A 19,248-nucleotide genomic window follows, 5' to 3' on the forward strand; every position below is an offset into this window, starting at 1 on the left:
AAGCTGGAACTCCACTTTGTGGGGTTATTTTGTGAAGCATAAGATTACTTCTCCGTTATCGGCAATGGTACTGGTACTGGTACTGGTACTGGTACTGGCACTGATACCGGCACAGTCACTTCGAATTCGGGGATATACTCCTTCTCCCGTACTCCATCCTTGTTGATGGACAGTGTACGGAAGGGCTTGACCGTGAGCCGTCCGCCCGGATGCACCAGCGGTTCGAATAGGGCTGCTGACAGCAGAGCAGTTCCTCCCGAGGCACTCCAGCCGGTACCCCCGTTAATCTCCTGCAATACGTTGCCCTCATCATCTATAAGATCATAGCCCAAGAAGTCCTTCACTGCATCGACGGGCTGCCCCGCAGGCCGTTCAATCCGTGTGGTGAGTCTTGTAGTAATCGGCGTAAGCTCCAGCGTCTCCAGCGTGAAGGTCATGCCGGAGACGCTGCGGACAATGGGCTCCGCAATACTGTTACGATAGGTCTTCTTGACCACAGGCAGCGTGATTTCAAAAGGCTCCGCGATGCCCTGGATATCAACAGCCATCGTCAGATCGAAGGTATCCGGGAAGGCGCGCCCGCCCTGATTCTGCAAATCCGTGAACTGAATGATCCTGGAATCGGCATCCTTCCCGCGCAGCAGGAACGGACCGAAGGAACCGCCGCCGGTGCCGCCAAGCGGACCATAGGTGTTAATATCCTCACCGTCCACCGACAGCTTGATATCTGTCATCAGGTCGCTGATATCGCCCTGCTGCAGCTTCTCTACATCCGTATGGCGCTCTATCCCAAGGGTCACGCGAATTCCGTCGTACATCACCTCAGACACCTTGAGCGTTAACCCGCCGTGGGTATCGCTACGCTCCGGTACTGCTGCGAGCCCCTGCTCATCTGCATTCCGCAGCCCCAGATCCCCGGCAAGCCGGAAGATCGAGTTCATCCCCGGTATTTGCTTAATGGATGCCGCCAGCGTAGGAGAGATCCATTCAGTGCTTGCAATCAGCAGGGTAACCAGGAGGACAGCCGCTGCGATCCCCGCACTTTTCCGCAGCATCCGGCCTGTTCTTCTTAGCCTTCTAGGCTCTGCCTTCACGCCTGACAGTCGCCCGCTAAGCGCCCGGCGCATGATGCGTTCCTCCAGATCAATCTGAACCGGGGTCTCCCGGATCATGCGTCCAATCCGTTCCAGTTCGGCTTCCTCCCGTTTAACTTGGTTCATGGGTGATTCTCCCTCCACTATTCTGACGGCGTCCTAGCTTTTTGCGCAGCCGTTCATATTTTTTGCGGACCGTCCCGGCCTTCATGTCCATCATGATCCCGATCTCTTCGAAGCTATGCTCCTCAAGCGCCCGCAGCAGCAGAATCTGCCGCTCCTCCATATTTAACTTCTCAAGCAGACCGTGGACAATCTCTGTATATCTTGTATCTCCGGCCTGCTCTTCCTCCTGGTGTTGATGTTGCCTGTAGAGACTGAGCAGCTTGAAGCTCTTATTCCTGCGCTTAATCCGGTCGAGACAATGGTTGCGCGCAATGGTGTACAGCCAAGCCGAGAAAGAAACTTCCTCCGAATATTGCTGCAGCCGCGTTAATGCCCTGATAAAAATATCCTGCGCCGCATCCTCAGCCTCTTCCCGGTTTCCCAGTAAGTAGTAGCAGTACAAGTAGATCGGCCGCTGAAAATGTCTAATGATCAGGGTGTATGCCTGTACATCCCCCTGCTGGACTTGCTTTACCGTCTGCTCCACTGCCAGCTTCGGCTCCGCCCCCTGCTCTGTCCGGTTATCCGAACCGCTGATTTCCGCTTTATCCACAGCTTCTCTCTCCTCTCTGCCTGTATAACTGCAAAAGGCTGTGTTTTGTGACAGACCCACCAAAAAGAATCATTTCCCAAACCCAAAAAGTTCGTTTATAATAAAACAAATATAAGTTCTATGTTTATAGAACAATTATCTCAACTACACCAGAAAGCAGGAATTTCTTATGAATTATAAAGTAACCGTGGACTTCGCGCCTGTCTATGAATGCATTACCAGCCTGAACGCTTTTATCGGCAAGCAAAATCATACGGCTATGGATGCCGGGACCTCCTGGGTCCGCCAGGTCCAGACGCAGTTTGCCCCTGTCATGCTCCAGCGCATGAAGGAAGTGCTGAAGCTCACCGATAATTTCAGTCTCTCCCCCTACATCTGGAGCTGTCCCGGAGAGCGTACGGCGGCGGAGTTCCTGCATTGGTTCGAAGCGCTGTCTCCGGGGGAGCTCTACGACATTGCAGGGCAGTTCGGGCAGAGTGTGCCTGCGAATCTTGCCGGGCTGCGTGATGCTGCGGCTGAAGTGATCCGGGTATGGAATGACAGCTATTTCAGCAGCATTGAACCGGCCATTATGGAAGGGCTGCGGCAGGAGGCCGAAGCACGGGCAGCGATGCTGGACGGCACGAATGATATGGCCATCTACGAGGCAGCTACCGAAGGGATGCGGCTCTATCCGTCGGAGACGCTGAAGCAGGTTATTATCACTCCGCAATATCATGCCCGTCCGCTGGTCATCTCCTCTCAATATGATGAGTTTGTGTTCACCAGCTACTCCTGCGATGCACTCCCTCCCGGAGAAGGACGTCCTGCTGCCGCGATCCTGCGGCTTACCCGGGCATTGTCGGATGAGACCCGGCTGTTCATTCTCCGGCAGCTTACCGGACGTCAGATGAATTTCACGGAGATTGTGAAGGCAGTCCAGCTGTCCAAAAGCACGATCCACTACCACCTGATCGCGCTGCGCGCAGCAGGTCTGGTCATCGTTCACACCAGCGGCAAAAGTGTCTCCTACAGCCTGCGGCTGGAGGCGCTGGACGATCTGCCCGGACATATTGAGGACTATCTGAAGGGGTGAGCGGGTTGCAGAAACGGAGCTATTACGGATTGTTATCCACGGTTTCACTCAGCGCCTTCGGCGATGCCTTTGGGCTGCTGGCCATGGAGTGGCTGGTCTATGACCTGACTGGCTCCAAGGTGGCGATGGGGGCGCTTGCACTCAGCTCCATGATTCCCGAGCAGGTGCTGCGCCTGCTCGGCTCGCCGCTATCCGACCGGCTGCCCCGCGTGCGGTTCATGGCCTGCCTCGCCGTGCTTCGGCTGCTGGCGCTCCTGCTTCCGCTCGGCATGGGCCTCGCCGGGCATCTCCAGCTCTGGCAGCTGTTCGCTGCTGCCAGCCTGAGCGGCGCCTGCTCCGCGCTGTTCCTGCCGACGGCCATGGCCGTCATCCCCGGCGTTGCCGGGACCGGCAAGCTGATGCGCGCCTTCGCCATCATTGACGGCTGCAAGGGTGCCGCCGCGCTGCTCGGACCGGCCCTTGCCGGCATCCTGACCGCAGCCAGCGGCGCCTTGCCTGCACTCGGGGTCAACGCCGTCTGTTACATGGCTGCGATTGCCATGCTGCTGTGGCTGCCCCGGATGGGCAAGCCCGCCGGTCCGCCTGCCGCTGCCGCCTCCAGATCCGGCTATCTGCGGGAGGTGGCCGAAGGCTTCTCATTCTACCGGCGGTTCCCCGCCATGCTGACGATCATGATGATGGCTGCCGTCAGTAATCTTAGCTCCACAGCCATATGGACGATGATGGTCCCTTATGTCCGCGAGGTGCTGCACCGCAATGCGGCGGCTGTAGGTACGCTGTCTACAGCTTCTGCGCTTGGGTACCTCGCCGGACTCGGGGTCATCTCCATCATGGGCGAGATTAAGCGGCGGCGCGCTGTCATGCTGGGCAGCCTGGGCTTGTCAGGCATCGTCACCATGCTGTGGGGCTTCATCCCCAGCTATGCCTTCGCCTTGTTCGCCGTATTCGCCGCCGGACTGATGGGGCCGTTCTTCAGTTCCCTAAGCTCCTCCCTGCACGGGCGGCTCGTACCCGGTCAGCTTCAAGGCCGGGTGAATTCGGTCCGCTTCCTGATTGGCGGGAGCCTGTCGCCGATTGGCGCCCTTGCAGCCGGTACGGTCGCCGAGCTGTATGGGGTTCCTGTTCTTTTGCTTGCCGCAGGCCTGCTTCCGGCGCTATACGCCGGAGTGGCCTTGCGCCTGCCCGGCCTGAAAGCGCTGGACGGCGACCTGTCTGTGCTGGAGCAGCGGGCCCGCCAGCGCCAGGAGGCTGCATTGACGGGCAAGATCTCCATGTAGATGGACCTCAAGGAGCTGGCAGCGTTGCATTTCATGCAGGATGTCCGCGCAGGTCGTTCCTATCGAGCCGCAGTGTTGCATTTCGTGCAGCATTTCCGCGCAAGCAGCCCCTATCGAGCTGCATTGTTGCATATTATGCAATATTTTTCCTAATTTGTTACTGTATGTGGCTCAGTGTTGCAACTTTTGCAGGAATTTAGGCGATTCGGGGCGAGTGGGAGCTGGATTGTTGCATTTCGTGCAGGATGTCCGCACAGGTCGTTCCTATCGAGCCGCAGTGTTGCATTTCCGCACACGCCACTCCCAACGAGCCCCAGTGTTGCACATTATGCAGGATTTTTTCTAATTTGTTACTGGCTGTGGCACATTGTTGCAACATTTGCAGGAATTTAGGAGATTCGGGGCTAACGGGAGCTGGATTGTTGCATTTCGTGCAGGATTTCTGCGCAAGCAGCCCCTATCGTGCTCCAGTGTTGCACATTATGCAGGATTTTTTCTAATTTGTTACTGGCTGTGGCGCATTGTTGCAACTTTTGCAGGATTTCCGGCGATTCGGGGCGAGTGGGAGCCGGATTGTTGCATTTCGTGCAGGATTTCCGCGCAAGCAGCCCCTATCGAGCTGCATTGTTGCATATTATGCAGGATTTTTTCTGATTTGTTACTGGCCGTGGCGCATTGTTGCAACTTTTGCAGGATTTCCGGCGATTCGGGGCGAGTGGGAGCTGGATTGTTGCATTTCGTGCAGGATTTCTGCGCAAGCAGCCCCTATCGAGCTGCATTGTTGCATATTATGCAGGATTTTTTCTAATTTGTTACTGGCTATGGCGCATTGTTGCAACTATTGCAGGATTTCCGGCGATTCGGGGCGAGTGGGAGCTGGATTGTTGCATTTCGTGCACGATCTCCACGCAGGAAGCCCCTATCGAGCTCCAGTGTTTCATTTCATGCAGGATTCTCACACACTGCCCCCTAGCGAGCCACAGTGTTGCACAATGTGCAAAATTCCCGCGCACGCCTTACACCGCCCCACGCCAAACAGGCGATGCCACATGCGCATCGCCTGTTTATCGTAACTCTACCTGCTGTGCTGCTATCCAGTAACTGCTGCTCAGGACTCCAGCCCGCCCTCACTGGTCACATAATGACTGGTATCTCCGTGCAGCACAATCTCCGGCACGCCGTCAGTAATATCAATTCTGCATAGGCAGGTAGGGTGAATGTAGGGCAGATCCCATAGCTTGTCCATGGCCCGGTCTTCAAAATAAGCCATCAACACCTTCACTACTACCGTATGGGTGGCAATAAGGATCGTGCCGCCTTCATGCAGGTCTATGAGCTCACGCAGCTTGCTGAGCGCACGCTCCTGCACTGCTGCGAAGGTCTCGCCGCCCTGGATGCTGAACAGCGCCGGGTCCCCCCAAAATAGCTGGTGCTGCTCCGGGTACTGCTCCTCCAGCTCACCGGCCTCCTTGCCTTCCCAGATGCCGAGGTTAATCTCTTTAAATTCATCATAGGCGGTAAGCGGGATCTCCCGCCCGCCCCGGATAATCTCTGCCGTCCGCAGCGCCCGGGGGCTGGAGCTGGCATAGACCGCGTCCAGATGGACCTCCTGCATAGCCTGACTTAACCACTCTGCCTGCTGCACCCCAAGCGGCGTAAGCGGCGAATCCTGATGGCCCTGCATCCGCTTCTGCACATTCCATTCCGTCTGCCCGTGTCTTGTAATATACACCGTAGTAGTCATGAATTCTGATTCCCCTTTACCCAAGTATGTATCGATAATTACCTGCGGCGGCGCTCCAGCCACTTCACCCCATAATCGACAATCTCCCGCTGGGGGACCAGTTGTGCCGCAGAAGCTGCAATGAAGCTCTTGGCAATCCGCCCGGTCTCCTTGTCAAAGTCCGCACCAAGCTCAGCGAAATCATCTGAATTCCAGTTGTAATCACTGAACTCCACCCATTGCCGGACGCCATCCACCAGCATCGGAGCACCTGCGATAACCTCCTGCTTCCCGGCATAATCCGCCCGGTGCTCCGCCAGATGCAGCGAGGTATTGTTCCCATGGTCCACGCCCAGCAGCAGCACGCTTCCTCCCAGCTCATAGATCCGGGCCAGCGGCGACCGCTCTCCGAAGGCATATTCCAGGCCATGGCCGTCAATAATGACATCCCGGTGCTTCCCCCAGGCGGCAAAAGAATCAATCGGATGGCTGCTGCGCCGCACCCCCCGCTGCTTGCGGAAGCAGTCCGGGATAATCCCCATGCCTCTGATAGGAGTGAGGTCAGGGTCGTACGCCGGCATATGCTCACGGATCTCCGGCCACCAGGCCTCCGGCACTGGCGGTCTGCTCCAGCCTGACGGATCGGTCAGATCCGAGGATTGCGTCGGCATCACCAGCGTTCCCTCCTCGCCCAGCACCTGCTCCAGCGCGAGGATCACGGCAACGGGTCCGCCTGCCACCCACTGCCCGAGTGACTTCAAGGAGGAGTGCAGCAGCAGCGTCATCCCCTCCTGCACACCCAGCCGCCGGAAGTCGGCGGCAAGCCTGTCTGCTGTAATCAATGTTCCTTGTACTTCCTCCATTGTAAGTCACCTCCCAGCCGTTCATCTCTCCTATCATAGACCAGAACCGGCGGCCTTGCCACCCGGCCTTATCTTACGCCCGTGGCCACCCTGCACTTGCACCTGCCGCTACTGCACTTACACCTGCTCTTACACCCGCACCTGCTCCCGCCCTAAGACTCCTTATCCTCGGCCTGGCCGGGATAACGCCCCATCAGCAGCTTCGCCCGGAATTCCCCGGGAGAGATGCCCTCCAGCTCCTTGAATACCCGCGCGAACTGCTTGCTGTTCTCGAAGCCGACGGACTCGGAGACGGAGGCCAGCTTGACCCGGTTATCGGCCAGCAGCTCTTTGGCATGGCGGATGCGGACTTTTTTGAGATACAGCACGAAGCTCTCCCCGGTGTAAGCCTTGAACGCTTCACTGAAATATGAATAGTTGAGAGACACATAGTTACTGACCATCGCCATGTTCAGCGGGCGGGCATAATTCGCTTCGATATAAGCCAGCGCTTCCTCCATATCGGCATGCTCCGTGTGGGCGGATTTGATGCCTATAATATAATCGTTAACGCTCAGGAGCAGATGCTCAAGCGCACGGTAATAGTCGTGGAAATGGCGGAAATTATGCAGGTTGCCCACTTGGCGGTAGAGCTTCAGCACCTCCACCGAAGCTTCGCCGTGCGCACGGAACACCTCATCCAGTACGCGTTCATTCATACTCCGCCCTACATTCTCCAGGTAACTCAGATCCAGCCTCAGCAGATGCTCCGTCTGAAAAACAGCGCTAAGCAGCGCCTTAATCTCCTTCTCCCGCCCGGTCCCCAGCATATTAAGCAGCTTGCGCAGCTCCTCCTCCGGGGAAGGGAAGCTCAGCCGTCCGGCCTGAATATCCGCATAGTCCACGAAGCTGGCCTGCGGCGACAGGAAGGTGTATTCCAGCGCCCGGCAAGCCTCCAGATAACAGGCGCGGAACTGCTCGGCGCTGCGGCTCTCCCTGCTGATTCCGAGCAGCAGCCGCGTTAACTCCTTGGCCTCGGCCTTCTTTGCCAGCTCCAGGAAGCTCTCCCCCTCTCCGACCAGCACCAGCTTCCCGTCCCCGTCCGTCAGGATCTCCTTGAATTTATGTTCCAGCGGTCCGCCCAGCTGCTCCAGCAGCCCCTGCACCTCTCCAGGCTTCATACGTGTACCGTCACTGTGATAATAGTTCAGCACCCCTACTGTAAAAGGCAGTGCCAGCCCCGCGAGCTCCTCCTGCTGGGCCGCCGATACCTCGCCCTCCTGCTGCATCAGGAGGCTGCGCAGACGGGCTGCCCTCAGCTCGCGGCGGTAGCCCTCTGCTTCCTGCTGCTGCTTATGGCTGCTGGATTCCCGCTCCGCCCCTTCCTTGGCTATCCGCTCCAGAATCTCGAACAGCTCCTCGCGGCGGATCGGCTTGAGCAGATAATCCTTGACGCGGTAGCGGATTGCGCTTTTGGCATATTCGAAATCATCATGGCCGCTGAGAATAATCACAGCCGGAGCTCCACCCGGCCCTGCTTCCGCAGACAGCCGCGCCAGCAGCGTAATTCCGTCCATGATCGGCATCCGGATATCGGTGATAATCACATCCTGCCGCTCCCGCTTGTACTGCTCCAGTGCCTCTGCGCCGTTCCCCGCCAGCGATATATTGTAGACCGACGGATATTCCCGTTCGATCATCGCCTTCAGACCTTGACGGATCATTCTCTCATCATCCACAATCATCAGATTTGTCATCGCTGATTATCCCCTGTCAATAGAACTTTGGGCAGAGACATGTACACTGCTGTCCACTTCCCTGCTTCGCTCTGCACTTCCAGTCCATAGGCTTCCCCGTAAAAGAGCTGCAGGCGCTGATGCACATTGCGCAGCCCGACGCCTCCAGCCTTATATCCACCGCTGCTGATCCCGGAAGCGTCCGCTCCAGGCTCCTCCTTCGCATAGATCGCCTCATGCAGCGCAAACAGCCGCTCCGGCGTCAGTCCCAGACCATTGTCGCGCACCACAATTAGAATCTCCGTCCCGACCTCCGTCAGATCAATCCGCACCACCCGGTCCGTAAGCTCGACTCCGTCCGCGTTCCAGGCATGCTTCACACTGTTCTCGACAATCGGCTGCAGCGACATCTTAAGCACCTCCACCTCCAGATAAGCGCTATCAATATCCAGCTCTAACCGGATGGTATGCTCGAACCTGATATTCATAACCTCCACATAATTCTCAATATGGCGGATCTCGTCCCTCAGCTTCACGTATTCTCCGCTCCACTTGAAATTATAACGCATCATGCCCCCCAGCCGGGTCAATGCATCCGAGATCGTCCGCTGGTTCTCGATTTCCGCCAGCATTTTGATATTCTCCAGCGTATTATAGAGGAAGTGGGCATCGATCTGATTATGCAGGGTGCGCAGCTCCGCCTCTTTGGATAGCGCCTGCTTATGAACTGCCTGGGCAACCAGCGTATTAATCGTATTCATGAGCTTGGAGAAATGATGCGCCAGCTCCCCGACCTCGCCGCCCCCGCTGATGCGGATGCTGCCATACGGCTCGCCCCGGCGCACTTTCTTCATCGTGTCCGTCAGACGGCGGAGATTCTTCAGAATGAAGGCATTCATCACATACGTAATGACGGTAACCAGGAACAGGAAGCCGATATTCGCCCCTACAATCAGGTTACGGGTATGCGAAATATCCTTCATTAACCCCTTCATCGAGACCACCGTTACCAGCGAGGCGTCAATCTGCTCCAGCGGGGTCTGAATGAGCAGGAAGGAATTGCCGTTCTCCTGGTAATCCATCGCCCATTCCCCGGTCTTACGATAATCGGCCAGCCGTTCCTTTACCGCTTCAGCTAGTCCCGGATTCTCCTGCAAAAAAGAGTGATCCGTCCGGGAGAACAGGTTCAGCTCCTCATCGGCGATCATCATCTGCGATTCATTATCCTGCACAGTGGTGAACGCCTTCGGCGCGAACTTGCTCAGCAGCATATCGACCTGGACCATCCCGACATGGTGCCCGGCAGGAATACTGATCTCCTTCAGCAGCGAGACCTTGGCCGGACCCGCCTCCACTTCCCCCGAGTAGCGCTTCATAAGGTCGGGATCTCTCTTCTGGAAGGACCAATAATAGCCTCCTTCCAACTGCAGCGCCTTCTGAAACCACGGCTCCCTGGATACCCGGTCCTCCCGGAAGATGACCGGCCACAGCTCATGTACATTGCTGCTGCCGGAGAACAGCCGCAGATGCTCGATATTCGGATTGTTAAATTGCATCTGACTCAAGCTCACATAGGTGGTCGTATTGAAATCGATCAGCTCGCCCAGCGGGGGATCGTCCTCGCTGACCAGATAGCTCTCCACCCCTTTATCCGAGGAAGCCATCTGGGCGACCCGTTCCATCGCTTCAATCTGGTTGAGCACATACAGCTTCTCCATCTGAAGGAGATAGCTGTTCTTCTCAATGGAATCACGCTTATAAGTATTATTGATCGCTCTGTACGAATATAGGGACACCAGCAGGCTGGGTCCCAGAATAATGAAGATATATGCAGCAATCAGCCGGCTCTGCAGTGATCTCCGCCCCCACCAATAGCGGAAGGAATTCCATAATGCCCCTGTTCGTTCGCGCATGCTCACCTCTTGAAAATAGCCCAAAAGCCCGCAGTCTGCGGGCCAATGGGTCTTATATTTTAAAACTTACATTCCGAGTTTCTTTTTGTTCTCTTCATATTTCGTCTGGCGGTAGGCATCGAAGGTCGCCTGGCCGTCCTTTTCTTTCTTGGCGAGATAATCGCTCCAGATCTTATCGAAGTCTGCATCGGAATCCGCCATCAGCAGCTTCGGCATGGTTTTGCCGCGAAGCTGTTTCAGCTTGGTCGCGATAATGCCTTCTGGCGAGTTGCCGGTAGGGTCAATCAATTGGAATTCGGAGGTATTGACCGATTTGCCCTTCGTCCAGTCTTCCAGTTGTTTGTATGGCTCTACAGATTCCGGCTTCCATTGATCGGTAATATTCGTGTTCTGCATCATCCAGAAGGTGAAGGATGAACCGTACTGCTTATCGAAGGCTCCGCGGTCGGTGTTCATCAGCTTCAGCGCCTCAGGCAGGAATTGGTCCTTGCCGTCAATTGTATCATAGCTGACCCCTTTTTCGCCCAGATAAAGATCCTTGTTGCCTTCCTCACTGTTCAGATAGCTGAGGAATTTAATCGCACGCGCTTTATCCTTCACATTCTTGGAGATCAGGGTCACCGTCCAGCCGGAGATCCCAGGGCCGTTCAGTGCAGGCGGGTCCATCTTGGTGTTGGCCGGTCCGTCTACTGCAATGTACACTTGATCAGGGTTTTTCTGGAAAATTGTACCGAGCTGCGAAGCAAAATCTGTACGCTGATAGAGCATTGCGAAGTAGCGTCCCTGTACGATTTTTTCTTCCATTTGCGCACGCTTGTCAATGAAGATATCCTTTGCCAAGAGTCCGTCCTGGTTTGCCTGGCGGAGGGTCTTCATCCAGCGGACATACTCAGGATCAGTCTCACGGTCATAGACCTTGCCGTCTTTTTCCCAAGGGATGTTCAGGAAGTTCTGAATGTAGCCTTCCAGCGAGTCGTTGCCGTTCTCGGTGAACTCATGCAGACCGAGCGGAATCAGCGGCTGGCCGTTCACCTGAGGGAATTTCTCCTGCGCCGCTTTCAGCGCGGCGAGGAAGCCTTCAGGTGTACGCATATCCGGGCTGCCGATGGCTTCATAGATGTCCTTGCGGACAGCAAAGGTCTGGTTGGATACATAGGTGTCGCCGTATTGCTTATAATCGGCCGGAGAGGACGAAGAGTTCGGGTAGCCGTAGACATTGCCGTCCGGCTGAGTATACCAGCCCAGCTTATCCTTATCCGATACCTTGTAGAAGTAAGGGTCATATTCATCCGCCAGCTTGTTCAGCGGAAGTACAAGATCGCCTTCCACCATTTTTTTAATCGCATCTTCCCAGTAGCCGAGTGTAATGAAGTCCGGCAGCTTGCCGGAAGCCATCAATGTGTTCAGCTTCTCGTTCTCATTGCCCGCCGGAACGATGAAGTTGATATTTACGCCGGTCTTTTTCGTCACATATTGGGAGGTCGGGTCTACACCCCATTTATTCGGGAACCAGGCAAAGTTCAGATACCAGTCAAAAGTAATCGGTGAAGTATCGCTCTTCCAGCCCGGTTCATCGGCCGAAGCCGCAGGTGCCGGTGTTGCAGCATCTGTTGCAGGTGCAGTTGTAGCCTCCGTGTTCGCCGGCTTATTATTCCCCGTGTTTCCGCCCGCGGCGTTATCCTTGCTGCCACAGCCCGTAACAGAGAAGGCCATCATGAGTCCCAAGAGCAGCAGGACCGTTTTCTTCGGCTTATGTTTCATGCCCATTTGTTTACCCCTTTTCTAGATCATAATATTTATAAGCTCAACCCCGTAGCCCTTCAGACACCCGGGCGTTGGAGGAGTTACCTGTGGCTTGCAGATGCTTAGCCCTTGATCGAACCAATCATCATGCCTTTGACAAAATAACGCTGCAGGAACGGATAGACGAACACGATCGGCAGTGTGGTCACGACCATGGTAGCCAGCTTAATCGACTGTGAGGTGACCGTTCTTGTAGCCGCGCTGCCCTGGACAGCGGTCATCATCGTATTGGAGCTGGACTGGGCCACGACCCGGAACAGATAGGTCTGAATCGGCTGAAGATCCACATTGTTGATATAGATAATGCCTGTAAAATAATCATTCCACTGGTAGACCCCGTGGAACAGGGCGATGGTGGCGATGACCGGCATGGAGACCGGAAGCACAATCCGCAGCAGAATCGACCAGTCGTTAGCCCCGTCAATCCGCGCCGCCTCATCGAGGCCATCCGGAATCTCCCGGAAGAACGTCATGAAGATAATGAGGTCGAAGAAGCTGAACATGACTGGAATGATATACACCAGGAAATTATCGAGCAGATGCAGGTCACGGTTCAGCAGGAAGGTCGGAATCAGCCCGCCGTTGAAGAACAGGGTGATGGTACCGATCAGGATGTAGATTTTGCCGCCGACCAGATCCCTGCGGGATAACGCATACGCCACCATCGCCGTGAAGAATACATGGACGACGACGCCAAGCGCCGTTTTGGCTACGGTAATGGCCATCGCCAGCATAATGCCCGGACTTGCGAAGACCGCCTCGAAGTTCTTCAGTGTAATGATTCGCGGCCACCAGTAGATTCCGCCCAGCATGGCATCATTGCCGTCATTGAAGGCGTTGACCAGCACATACCAGATCGGATAGAGCGTCAGGAAGCAGACGCAGAGCATGACCAGATTATTGATGATGTCGAAGATGACTTCGCCTTTGGTTCTGCGTTTGAGTGCAAACATAGATAGATCCTCCTTGTTCTAGAACAGCGACGTGTCGTTGATTTTTTTGGATACCTGGTTAGCAATCAGCAGCAGAATCAGTGCAATGACCGCCTTAACCAGAGTGACCGCCGCAGAGTAGGAGAAGCGGTTAGAGACAATACCTGTCTGATAAATATAGTAGTCAATGACGTTAGAAGCACTGTCATTCAGCGAGTTGCGCAGCACCAGAATCTGGTCGAAGTTGGAGCTCAGCACCCCGCTGACCGCGAGAATGAATAGAATGCTGATCGTGCCCCGGACGGACGGCAGCGTGACGAACCACATTTTCTGGAACCGCCCGGCTCCGTCAATCGTCGCCGCCTCATACATCTCCGGAGAGACACCGGCGATCGCCGCCAGATAGATAATCGCTGACCACCCCAGCTCTTTCCAGATGTCGGAGCTAATGATAATGGTCCAGAAGTAGCTTGGCTCTGCCAGATACGTAATCGGCTGGTCAATGATATGCAGCGCCATCAGGATGTTATTGACAATCCCTACATCGGCCAGCCAGGTGGCCAGAATCCCGCCAAGCACGACCCAGGAGAGGAAATGCGGCAGATAGGAGATCGTCTGAATCGCCTTCTTATACCGGAGGGAACGGACCTCATTAAGAAATAAAGCGAAGATAATCGGCAGCGGAAATCCGATAATCAGCTTGATCAGACTGATTCCCAGCGTATTGCGTATAACATTGGGCAGCTCGTCGTCGTCGAACAGTTCTCTGAAATGCTGCAGGCCCACCCATGGGGCTTCGGCAATCGACTTGACGATGTTATATTCCTTGAAGGAAATAATCAAGCCATAAATCGGGATGTAGTTGAAGATGATCATCCAGACTACGCCGAGCAGGGCCATGGTCTGCAGATGACGCTGGGCTACAAACTTCCTCCAGAGTGAATGTTTACGACCTGAACCGGTTTCGATTGACGCCGGAATAAGCGGCGCCATGGCCGGATCCGGCTTGGTGTTTCGTTTGTTCTCCATCGTATGGACCTCCAAAATACCTATCTTTATTGTGAAGCGTTTTCATCTCTATGTATGTATTGTATGCGTTTTAGATACCCGGTAAAAGGCCTCATATTTCGTATTTAGGGGCTCATATTTCGGCTTGGAGCGTTCTTCTGGACTCCCCAAGCCGAGCCTGTTACACATGCAGAACCGCATGCTCCTCCGATAGTACGATATAATCACCGATCACGCCGTCCTCAAAGGCAGGCTTGCGCGGCTGGCCGTTTCCGAGCGGCGGCAGATCCTGATGGTATCTGTAGAAAACAAACTGGGACCGCACACCCTCCTGAGTCAGCTCAAGCCGCAGCTCCTCATCAGTCAGATGGACAGCGGACACCACGCTCCCCGTTACTTTTGCCGTCAGCTCATCCCATTGCTCTTCCTCAGGCTCCCCTGCCCAGCTGGATATCCATGGCCGGTGGCTCTGGTTATGCCTCAGATGGCATTCAATCACTCTGCCGTCCAGCAGAATATATTGACCCGATGCCCAGACGGCATAGACCAGATACTGCCTAATGCCTTCCTTCTCCAGCAACAATCCGAAGAACCCGGGGCCGCCCATGCCATAGGTTCCCAGATGGCGGTGAAATCCGGCAACCCGGCTGCCCAGCAGCGAGTCCGTGTCAATTTCTGTCAGGGTCCGGGGTCTGGCGGTCATCATCGCCTCGCCTTCTTCCGCCTCATAGTGGAAATCCCTGAACGCAGGTTCTTCCACCCAGCCCCTCGACTCCCACGCCTCCCGCTGCGCGGCCGGAACAATCATAGAGTATTTCTCAATCAGTCCCATTTTAAGCTCGCTCATTGTTGATGATGCTCCCCTCGTGTTTGGCTGCTCTGCTCTAAGGTAATTCAAACCGAGCTGCTCCAACCCAAGCTAGATTAACCCAATCTGATATATCACCTCAGGCTGTATCCTGTTAACAGATGTATACCTTAGTATTATAAACTAGCTTTTGGACTGGTGAATTTGCGTCTAAGTTGGAGTCTGCGCCAGCCTATTGCGATTGTAATCGGTTTTTCGATTACATTGGGTCCACACACCTTCTGCCCGCCCATTGTAATCGGTTTTTCGATTACATTGGGTCCGCACACCCTCTGCCCGCCCATTGTAATCGGTTTTTCGATTACATTTGGCCCGCACACCCTCTGCCCGCCCATTGTAATCGGTTTTTCGATTACATTGGGTCCGCACACCCTCCGCCTGCCCATTGTAATCGGTTTTTCGATTACATTGGGTCCGCACACCCTCCGCCCGCCCATTGTAATCGGTTTTTCGATTACATTGGGTCCGCACTGTCTTATTCACATCAAAAGTAATCATACTCCCCAGACAATCAGAAAGGAGGCCCCCAAGGACCTCCTCTCCGCCATTATCTACGCACGTTACGTTACGTTATTCCATCTCCGCACGGATCGCGGCGATCTCCCCGCGCCGCAAGGCCTCGGCATCTGCGCCGCGCAGCAAGCCGCCGGATACACTGCGTTCCTCACCGCTGCGGAATTCCAGCTTCATCTGCTGAATAACCGCCTTGCTGTCACCGAAGGTATCCGCATGACGCGGATTCACATACGTTACTTCCGTGCTGCCCAGCAGCTTGAAGGAGACTTCTCCCTGCTCGTCGAACAGCCAGCCGGGAAGGGCCGGATGCAGCGCCAGAGTCAACTCGCCATTCTCAATAGCAAACAGGCTGCTGCCAGCCATCATCGTTCTCCACATGCTCAGGAACTCGGCCGTGGAGCCGCTCAGCCGGGCCACGAATCCCCGTCCGTGTGTATGCGGGTCAGGGTTGCCGCCCGTGGAGATAAACGACGAATTCTCCAGCGTACTGCGTCCATAGACCTCCGGATCAAGGAACGGAATCAGCGACGTTCTCAGCTCACTGTAGAATTCTTCATACAGTCCGGCCTTTAGCAGCTCAAGCAGATACTTATAGGACATGTGCAGGAAGTTCGATTCCCGTTCCTGCCAGCCTGCGGTGAACGCCCGGATGCGTCCGATCTCATGCCCCTCTTCCTCCAGCGATACCGAAGTGCGGTACATTGAGGTGACCGGATCGAACAGCCCGCTCTGCTTCACCCGGCTGTATATATCCTTGGCCGTCTCAAGATCATCTAGAGTTTTGAGCCAGCGGGTTGGACCTTCCAGGAAATACGGCAGCGCCGAAGCCTCGAATTCCTCCACTACTGCCTTAGGCAGTCCATAGCCGCTGATGACCGGCGCTCCGGCAGCATCCGTGACCGGCCGGAAGCGCGTAGCCTCGAAACGGAAATAGGTGGGCACCAGTCCGCCGCCCATCTCCACCGCACGCGCAATCCCCTGATCCACCTTGATGATACACCGGGCCAGCATATCGCGGATCTCGGCAATAGAGTAGTCCGTAGTTTCGCCGGTAATCCCGAAGCGGATGTCTGCCCGGTAAGCCTCACGCGCCGAGGCTACGCGGTCCCAGTACAGGAACGGGTCCAGCGAACCGTCCAGCACTTCAGTGACAGCTTGCCCTACCTGCGTCAGCAGCACCGCGATCTCCGACGGGAGAGCAACTGCGGAAGGAAGCTCCGCACAGTTCTCCAGCGCTTCCGCCATGAAGACCAGCATCCGCTTCAGCTCCAGTGTCTCGCTCATGCCCGAGCCGATCAGGCCCGGCAGCCCGTTCATCGCATCGTTCCAGCCCGGCTTGTTCGCCTCCATCTCCACACCCATACCATACGGGTCAAGCGTGGCGAATTTGTTCAGGGCGAGCGACAGCATTTTCACAAATAGACTGGTCCGGTAGATCTCCCCGTGCCCGCCTTGTGTGCGCAGCCACTCGGTACCGGATGCCTTGCGCTTCAGCTTATGCAGCTTCTCCTCATCCTCCAGCAGAGCTCCGAACTGCCGCACCTTGCCGCCGCTAATCACGTACTTCTCGCTGCGCGGCAGGACATAGGCTGGAGAGTCGTAGAACGCATACGTCTCATCCCCGAACAGCAGCTCCCCAAGGCGCTCAGGATAAATATCCAGATAGCCTTCCACCAGGTCCAGATTATACGTCCAGTGATCCGACCAGAACCCTTCGCCGAAGGCGGCTTCAATGTTCTGCTGCGACAACGCAAGCACCCCGCTGAGGAATTCCTGCTCACTTAGGGTTAACACGATCTGCTGATCGGCAATATAGTTAATCAGACTGCCTGCGGTGAAGCGTCCGGCCAGGAGCTGTGTAAGTCCCGCATGCTGCTCTGCAAGCGCCCCGCCCAGCCATGCCTTAAGCTGCTCTTCCGCACCCGGCAGAATCTCGAAGCTGGTGCCCTGCACACTGAGCGGGTTGTAGCCGTCCGCCTGAATCAGGCTATAGAACATTTTGATATTGAAGCTGCCCACCTTGGGATGGAAAAAGACGTCGCTGCGGCGGTTCTGGTTCATATCGCGGAAATTCCCGTTCCCCTGCGAATAATATTCGGGGGCCAGCGAGAAGAAGTTATAATCCCGTTCCATATCGCCATGCTTGCGGGAGTAGAGATGGACCACGAAGCCCTCTTCCCCATTGTCAAAAATAAACGGATATCCCCCGCGCAGGAAATTGTCGAGATAGGACTGGCGGCAATACGCGTCAAAGATCGGCGAGGACGTCCGGGTGGCGATATCCGCAGTTAACTCCTCGGTAAGCGCGGCAGCTTCAAGGGACTTGGCGGCAAAATACTCCGCACGGCACAGCTCCGCCGTCCGTTCATTAATCCGGGCAATATCATTCACATGCCCGATGATGGTGTTCAGCTTCAGCGAAGCCCCCGGGGCCAGCGTGCGGGCTGTACCGCTGAAGCCGCACGGCACCTTGTTGACCGGATACTGCGCCTGTGCCAGCAGCTCGGCCAGCGGAAGCGCCGCGAAGCGGTCGGGGTAGGCCAGTGAAGTATTCCCGCCAAAAATCACCTCATAGTCTACCAGCGGACGGAGCAATTCCCCTTCCGCCGTGGAGGAGAGATAGAAATGCCCGCTCTCGATCTTGCCGATTTCGGCATCGTCATTCGTGCCGGAGCGCAGCTTGTAGAACGGAATCCCGTGCTCCAGGTTGAACACATCCATCCAGCTGCGGAGCAGGTTCCCCATCTCCTTATAGTTGCTGTTCTCTACCCCGAATGGAAGCACCTCCGGCAGACCGTCCAGCAGTTCCAGCTCAAGCTCAGCCCCGCCGGTATTCTGAATCTCCACCTGGCGGACCAGCGCGGCATAATCATCCCCCGGAAGGTTGAAATAGTGGACCGTAGTCTTCAGTCCATGTCCGGCATGCGATTCCTCAATGGTCAGTCCGTTCGGCAGAATGGTCATGATCCGCTTGGCTGCCGGGTCCGGGCGGGCTGACTGGAACGGTTCATAGATCTCTGCTGCTCCCTTCAGCTTGATGAAGGTACGGAAGCCGGTCGATGTTACGTTCTTGTAGGAAATATTGGCTGGAGAGAACTCCATAATCGGCGAGTTTTTGTCCCGTACGCCGAAGCTGCTGATCCCTTGGCCGCGGTTCACATAGAACGTCCACATCGGTATCCCCTTCAGTCCGGCCAGGCCGGGCAGGAAGCTGGCAAACGGCTTGCCTTCGTGGAACTGCTCGATCACAAATTTTCCTGAATCAAAAGTATAACGGCTCATATTTACTCCTCCTAAAAATATCAATGAATGCTTACGTGCCCCGCTTCAGCTACCGAGCTGCAGCAACCACGCTATTGGCTGAACTTTCCCTTGCGATATAACTTCTGGGTAATTGCGACCCCTGAATGGCTGCTGCCCCGCCCGGGTGAATGCACTTTGTACAATAGAATTTGTTTCATTACGCTCCCGACCAGCCTTCTGTTGTATTTCATACAGTAGAATCCCGGCTTGCTGCCCGAAAAGGCCGCTTCTGCAGGATTCTACTGCACATAGTGCAATAGATCGCAATTTTAGGCGTGAATAACAGGAATCTAGTGTACACAATGCAATCGTCGACGCCCAGATGCCGCCCGGAAAGCTGGAAGAAGGATCGAGCGGTGGGGCTGTACAGTAGCTTGAAAGAGAAATGTGATCCGGTGGGAGCGTACTGGTGTAAGGGCGTGGACGACCGCCCGCCCTCT

The 19,248-nt window shown here is 55.6% G+C and carries 15 protein-coding genes; 3 read left to right on the forward strand and 12 right to left on the reverse strand.

Features of this window, described 5'->3' with window-relative positions; genetic code table 11:
- Window positions 1-44: 44 nt before the first annotated feature.
- Window positions 45-1,220: a DUF4179 domain-containing protein gene (locus MKY96_RS26475; RefSeq protein ID WP_340945043.1), complete on the reverse strand. Its 1,176-nt coding sequence runs from the start codon at window positions 1,218-1,220 to the stop codon at window positions 45-47.
- Entirely contained in the window at window positions 1,207-1,812 is a 606-nt protein-coding gene (locus MKY96_RS26480; protein WP_340945045.1) for an RNA polymerase sigma factor, read from the reverse strand. The genes MKY96_RS26475 and MKY96_RS26480 overlap by 14 nt, the downstream gene beginning before the upstream one ends.
- A 169-nt stretch (window positions 1,813-1,981) precedes the next feature.
- Here MKY96_RS26480 and MKY96_RS26485 point away from each other — a divergent pair, with 169 nt between their 5' ends.
- From MKY96_RS26485 to MKY96_RS26495, 3 genes are read left to right on the forward strand one after another with little or no spacing between them, the layout of a single operon-like run.
- Window positions 1,982-2,887: an ArsR/SmtB family transcription factor gene (locus MKY96_RS26485; protein ID WP_340945046.1), complete on the forward strand. Its 906-nt coding sequence runs from the start codon at window positions 1,982-1,984 to the stop codon at window positions 2,885-2,887.
- On the forward strand, window positions 2,884-4,164 hold the full coding sequence (locus MKY96_RS26490; protein ID WP_340945048.1) for an MFS transporter: 1,281 nt from the start codon (window positions 2,884-2,886) through the stop codon (window positions 4,162-4,164). The genes MKY96_RS26485 and MKY96_RS26490 overlap by 4 nt, the downstream gene beginning before the upstream one ends.
- Window positions 4,165-4,317, forward strand: a complete 153-nt coding sequence (locus MKY96_RS26495) for a hypothetical protein (protein ID WP_340945051.1) — start codon at window positions 4,165-4,167, stop codon at window positions 4,315-4,317.
- 955 nt (window positions 4,318-5,272) lie between these two features.
- Here the strand turns inward: MKY96_RS26495 and MKY96_RS26500 are convergent.
- From MKY96_RS26500 to MKY96_RS26545, 10 genes are all read right to left on the reverse strand, one after another.
- Window positions 5,273-5,908, reverse strand: coding sequence for a histidine phosphatase family protein (locus MKY96_RS26500; protein WP_340945053.1), 636 nt, complete (start codon window positions 5,906-5,908; stop codon window positions 5,273-5,275).
- 38 nt (window positions 5,909-5,946) lie between these two features.
- The gene (locus MKY96_RS26505; RefSeq protein WP_340945054.1) at window positions 5,947-6,750 is read right to left on the reverse strand and encodes an aminoglycoside N(3)-acetyltransferase; all 804 of its coding nucleotides are present in this window, start codon (window positions 6,748-6,750) and stop codon (window positions 5,947-5,949) included.
- 152 nt (window positions 6,751-6,902) lie between these two features.
- Window positions 6,903-8,486, reverse strand: coding sequence for a response regulator transcription factor (locus MKY96_RS26510; protein ID WP_340945057.1), 1,584 nt, complete (start codon window positions 8,484-8,486; stop codon window positions 6,903-6,905).
- Window positions 8,483-10,378: a cache domain-containing sensor histidine kinase gene (locus tag MKY96_RS26515; RefSeq protein ID WP_340945059.1), complete on the reverse strand. Its 1,896-nt coding sequence runs from the start codon at window positions 10,376-10,378 to the stop codon at window positions 8,483-8,485. Before MKY96_RS26515 ends, MKY96_RS26510 begins: the two co-directional genes overlap by 4 nt.
- 66 nt (window positions 10,379-10,444) lie before the next feature.
- Window positions 10,445-12,145 (reverse strand): extracellular solute-binding protein, encoded by a 1,701-nt coding sequence (locus MKY96_RS26520; protein WP_340945061.1) that lies wholly within the window; start codon window positions 12,143-12,145, stop codon window positions 10,445-10,447.
- Window positions 12,146-12,243: 98 nt separating this feature from the next.
- Entirely contained in the window at window positions 12,244-13,134 is an 891-nt protein-coding gene (locus MKY96_RS26525; protein WP_340945063.1) for a carbohydrate ABC transporter permease, read from the reverse strand.
- An 18-nt stretch (window positions 13,135-13,152) separates the two neighbouring features.
- Entirely contained in the window at window positions 13,153-14,142 is a 990-nt protein-coding gene (locus MKY96_RS26530; RefSeq protein WP_340945064.1) for an ABC transporter permease, read from the reverse strand.
- A 160-nt stretch (window positions 14,143-14,302) separates the two neighbouring features.
- Window positions 14,303-14,968: a hypothetical protein gene (locus MKY96_RS26535; RefSeq protein WP_340945067.1), complete on the reverse strand. Its 666-nt coding sequence runs from the start codon at window positions 14,966-14,968 to the stop codon at window positions 14,303-14,305.
- A 137-nt stretch (window positions 14,969-15,105) separates the two neighbouring features.
- Window positions 15,106-15,426, reverse strand: a complete 321-nt coding sequence (locus MKY96_RS26540; protein ID WP_340945069.1) for a hypothetical protein — start codon at window positions 15,424-15,426, stop codon at window positions 15,106-15,108.
- Between the two features lie 133 nt (window positions 15,427-15,559).
- Entirely contained in the window at window positions 15,560-18,787 is a 3,228-nt protein-coding gene (locus MKY96_RS26545) for a cellobiose phosphorylase (RefSeq protein WP_340945072.1), read from the reverse strand.
- Between the last annotated feature and the right edge of the window lie 461 nt (window positions 18,788-19,248).

Origin of the sequence: Paenibacillus sp. FSL R7-0302 (genome assembly GCF_038006885.1) — a bacterium.
Lineage (GTDB): Bacteria > Bacillota > Bacilli > Paenibacillales > Paenibacillaceae > Paenibacillus_AQ.

What these genes read in the sequence shown, in the direction of transcription:
- MKY96_RS26495 (WP_340945051.1), top strand. Translation starts at nt 4,165, where the DNA reads ATGGACCTCAAGGAGCTGGCAGCGTTGCATTTCATGCAGGATGTCCGC.
- MKY96_RS26510 (WP_340945057.1), bottom strand. Translation starts at nt 8,486, where the DNA reads ATGACAAATCTGATGATTGTGGATGATGAGAGAATGATCCGTCAAGGT.
- MKY96_RS26545 (WP_340945072.1), bottom strand. Translation starts at nt 18,787, where the DNA reads ATGAGCCGTTATACTTTTGATTCAGGAAAATTTGTGATCGAGCAGTTC.
- MKY96_RS26530 (WP_340945064.1), bottom strand. Translation starts at nt 14,142, where the DNA reads ATGGAGAACAAACGAAACACCAAGCCGGATCCGGCCATGGCGCCGCTT.
- MKY96_RS26515 (WP_340945059.1), bottom strand. Translation starts at nt 10,378, where the DNA reads ATGCGCGAACGAACAGGGGCATTATGGAATTCCTTCCGCTATTGGTGG.
- MKY96_RS26505 (WP_340945054.1), bottom strand. Translation starts at nt 6,750, where the DNA reads ATGGAGGAAGTACAAGGAACATTGATTACAGCAGACAGGCTTGCCGCC.
- MKY96_RS26485 (WP_340945046.1), top strand. Translation starts at nt 1,982, where the DNA reads ATGAATTATAAAGTAACCGTGGACTTCGCGCCTGTCTATGAATGCATT.
- MKY96_RS26500 (WP_340945053.1), bottom strand. Translation starts at nt 5,908, where the DNA reads ATGACTACTACGGTGTATATTACAAGACACGGGCAGACGGAATGGAAT.
- MKY96_RS26475 (WP_340945043.1), bottom strand. Translation starts at nt 1,220, where the DNA reads ATGAACCAAGTTAAACGGGAGGAAGCCGAACTGGAACGGATTGGACGC.
- MKY96_RS26535 (WP_340945067.1), bottom strand. Translation starts at nt 14,968, where the DNA reads ATGAGCGAGCTTAAAATGGGACTGATTGAGAAATACTCTATGATTGTT.
- MKY96_RS26540 (WP_340945069.1), bottom strand. Translation starts at nt 15,426, where the DNA reads ATGGGCGGGCGGAGGGTGTGCGGACCCAATGTAATCGAAAAACCGATT.
- MKY96_RS26520 (WP_340945061.1), bottom strand. Translation starts at nt 12,145, where the DNA reads ATGGGCATGAAACATAAGCCGAAGAAAACGGTCCTGCTGCTCTTGGGA.
- MKY96_RS26525 (WP_340945063.1), bottom strand. Translation starts at nt 13,134, where the DNA reads ATGTTTGCACTCAAACGCAGAACCAAAGGCGAAGTCATCTTCGACATC.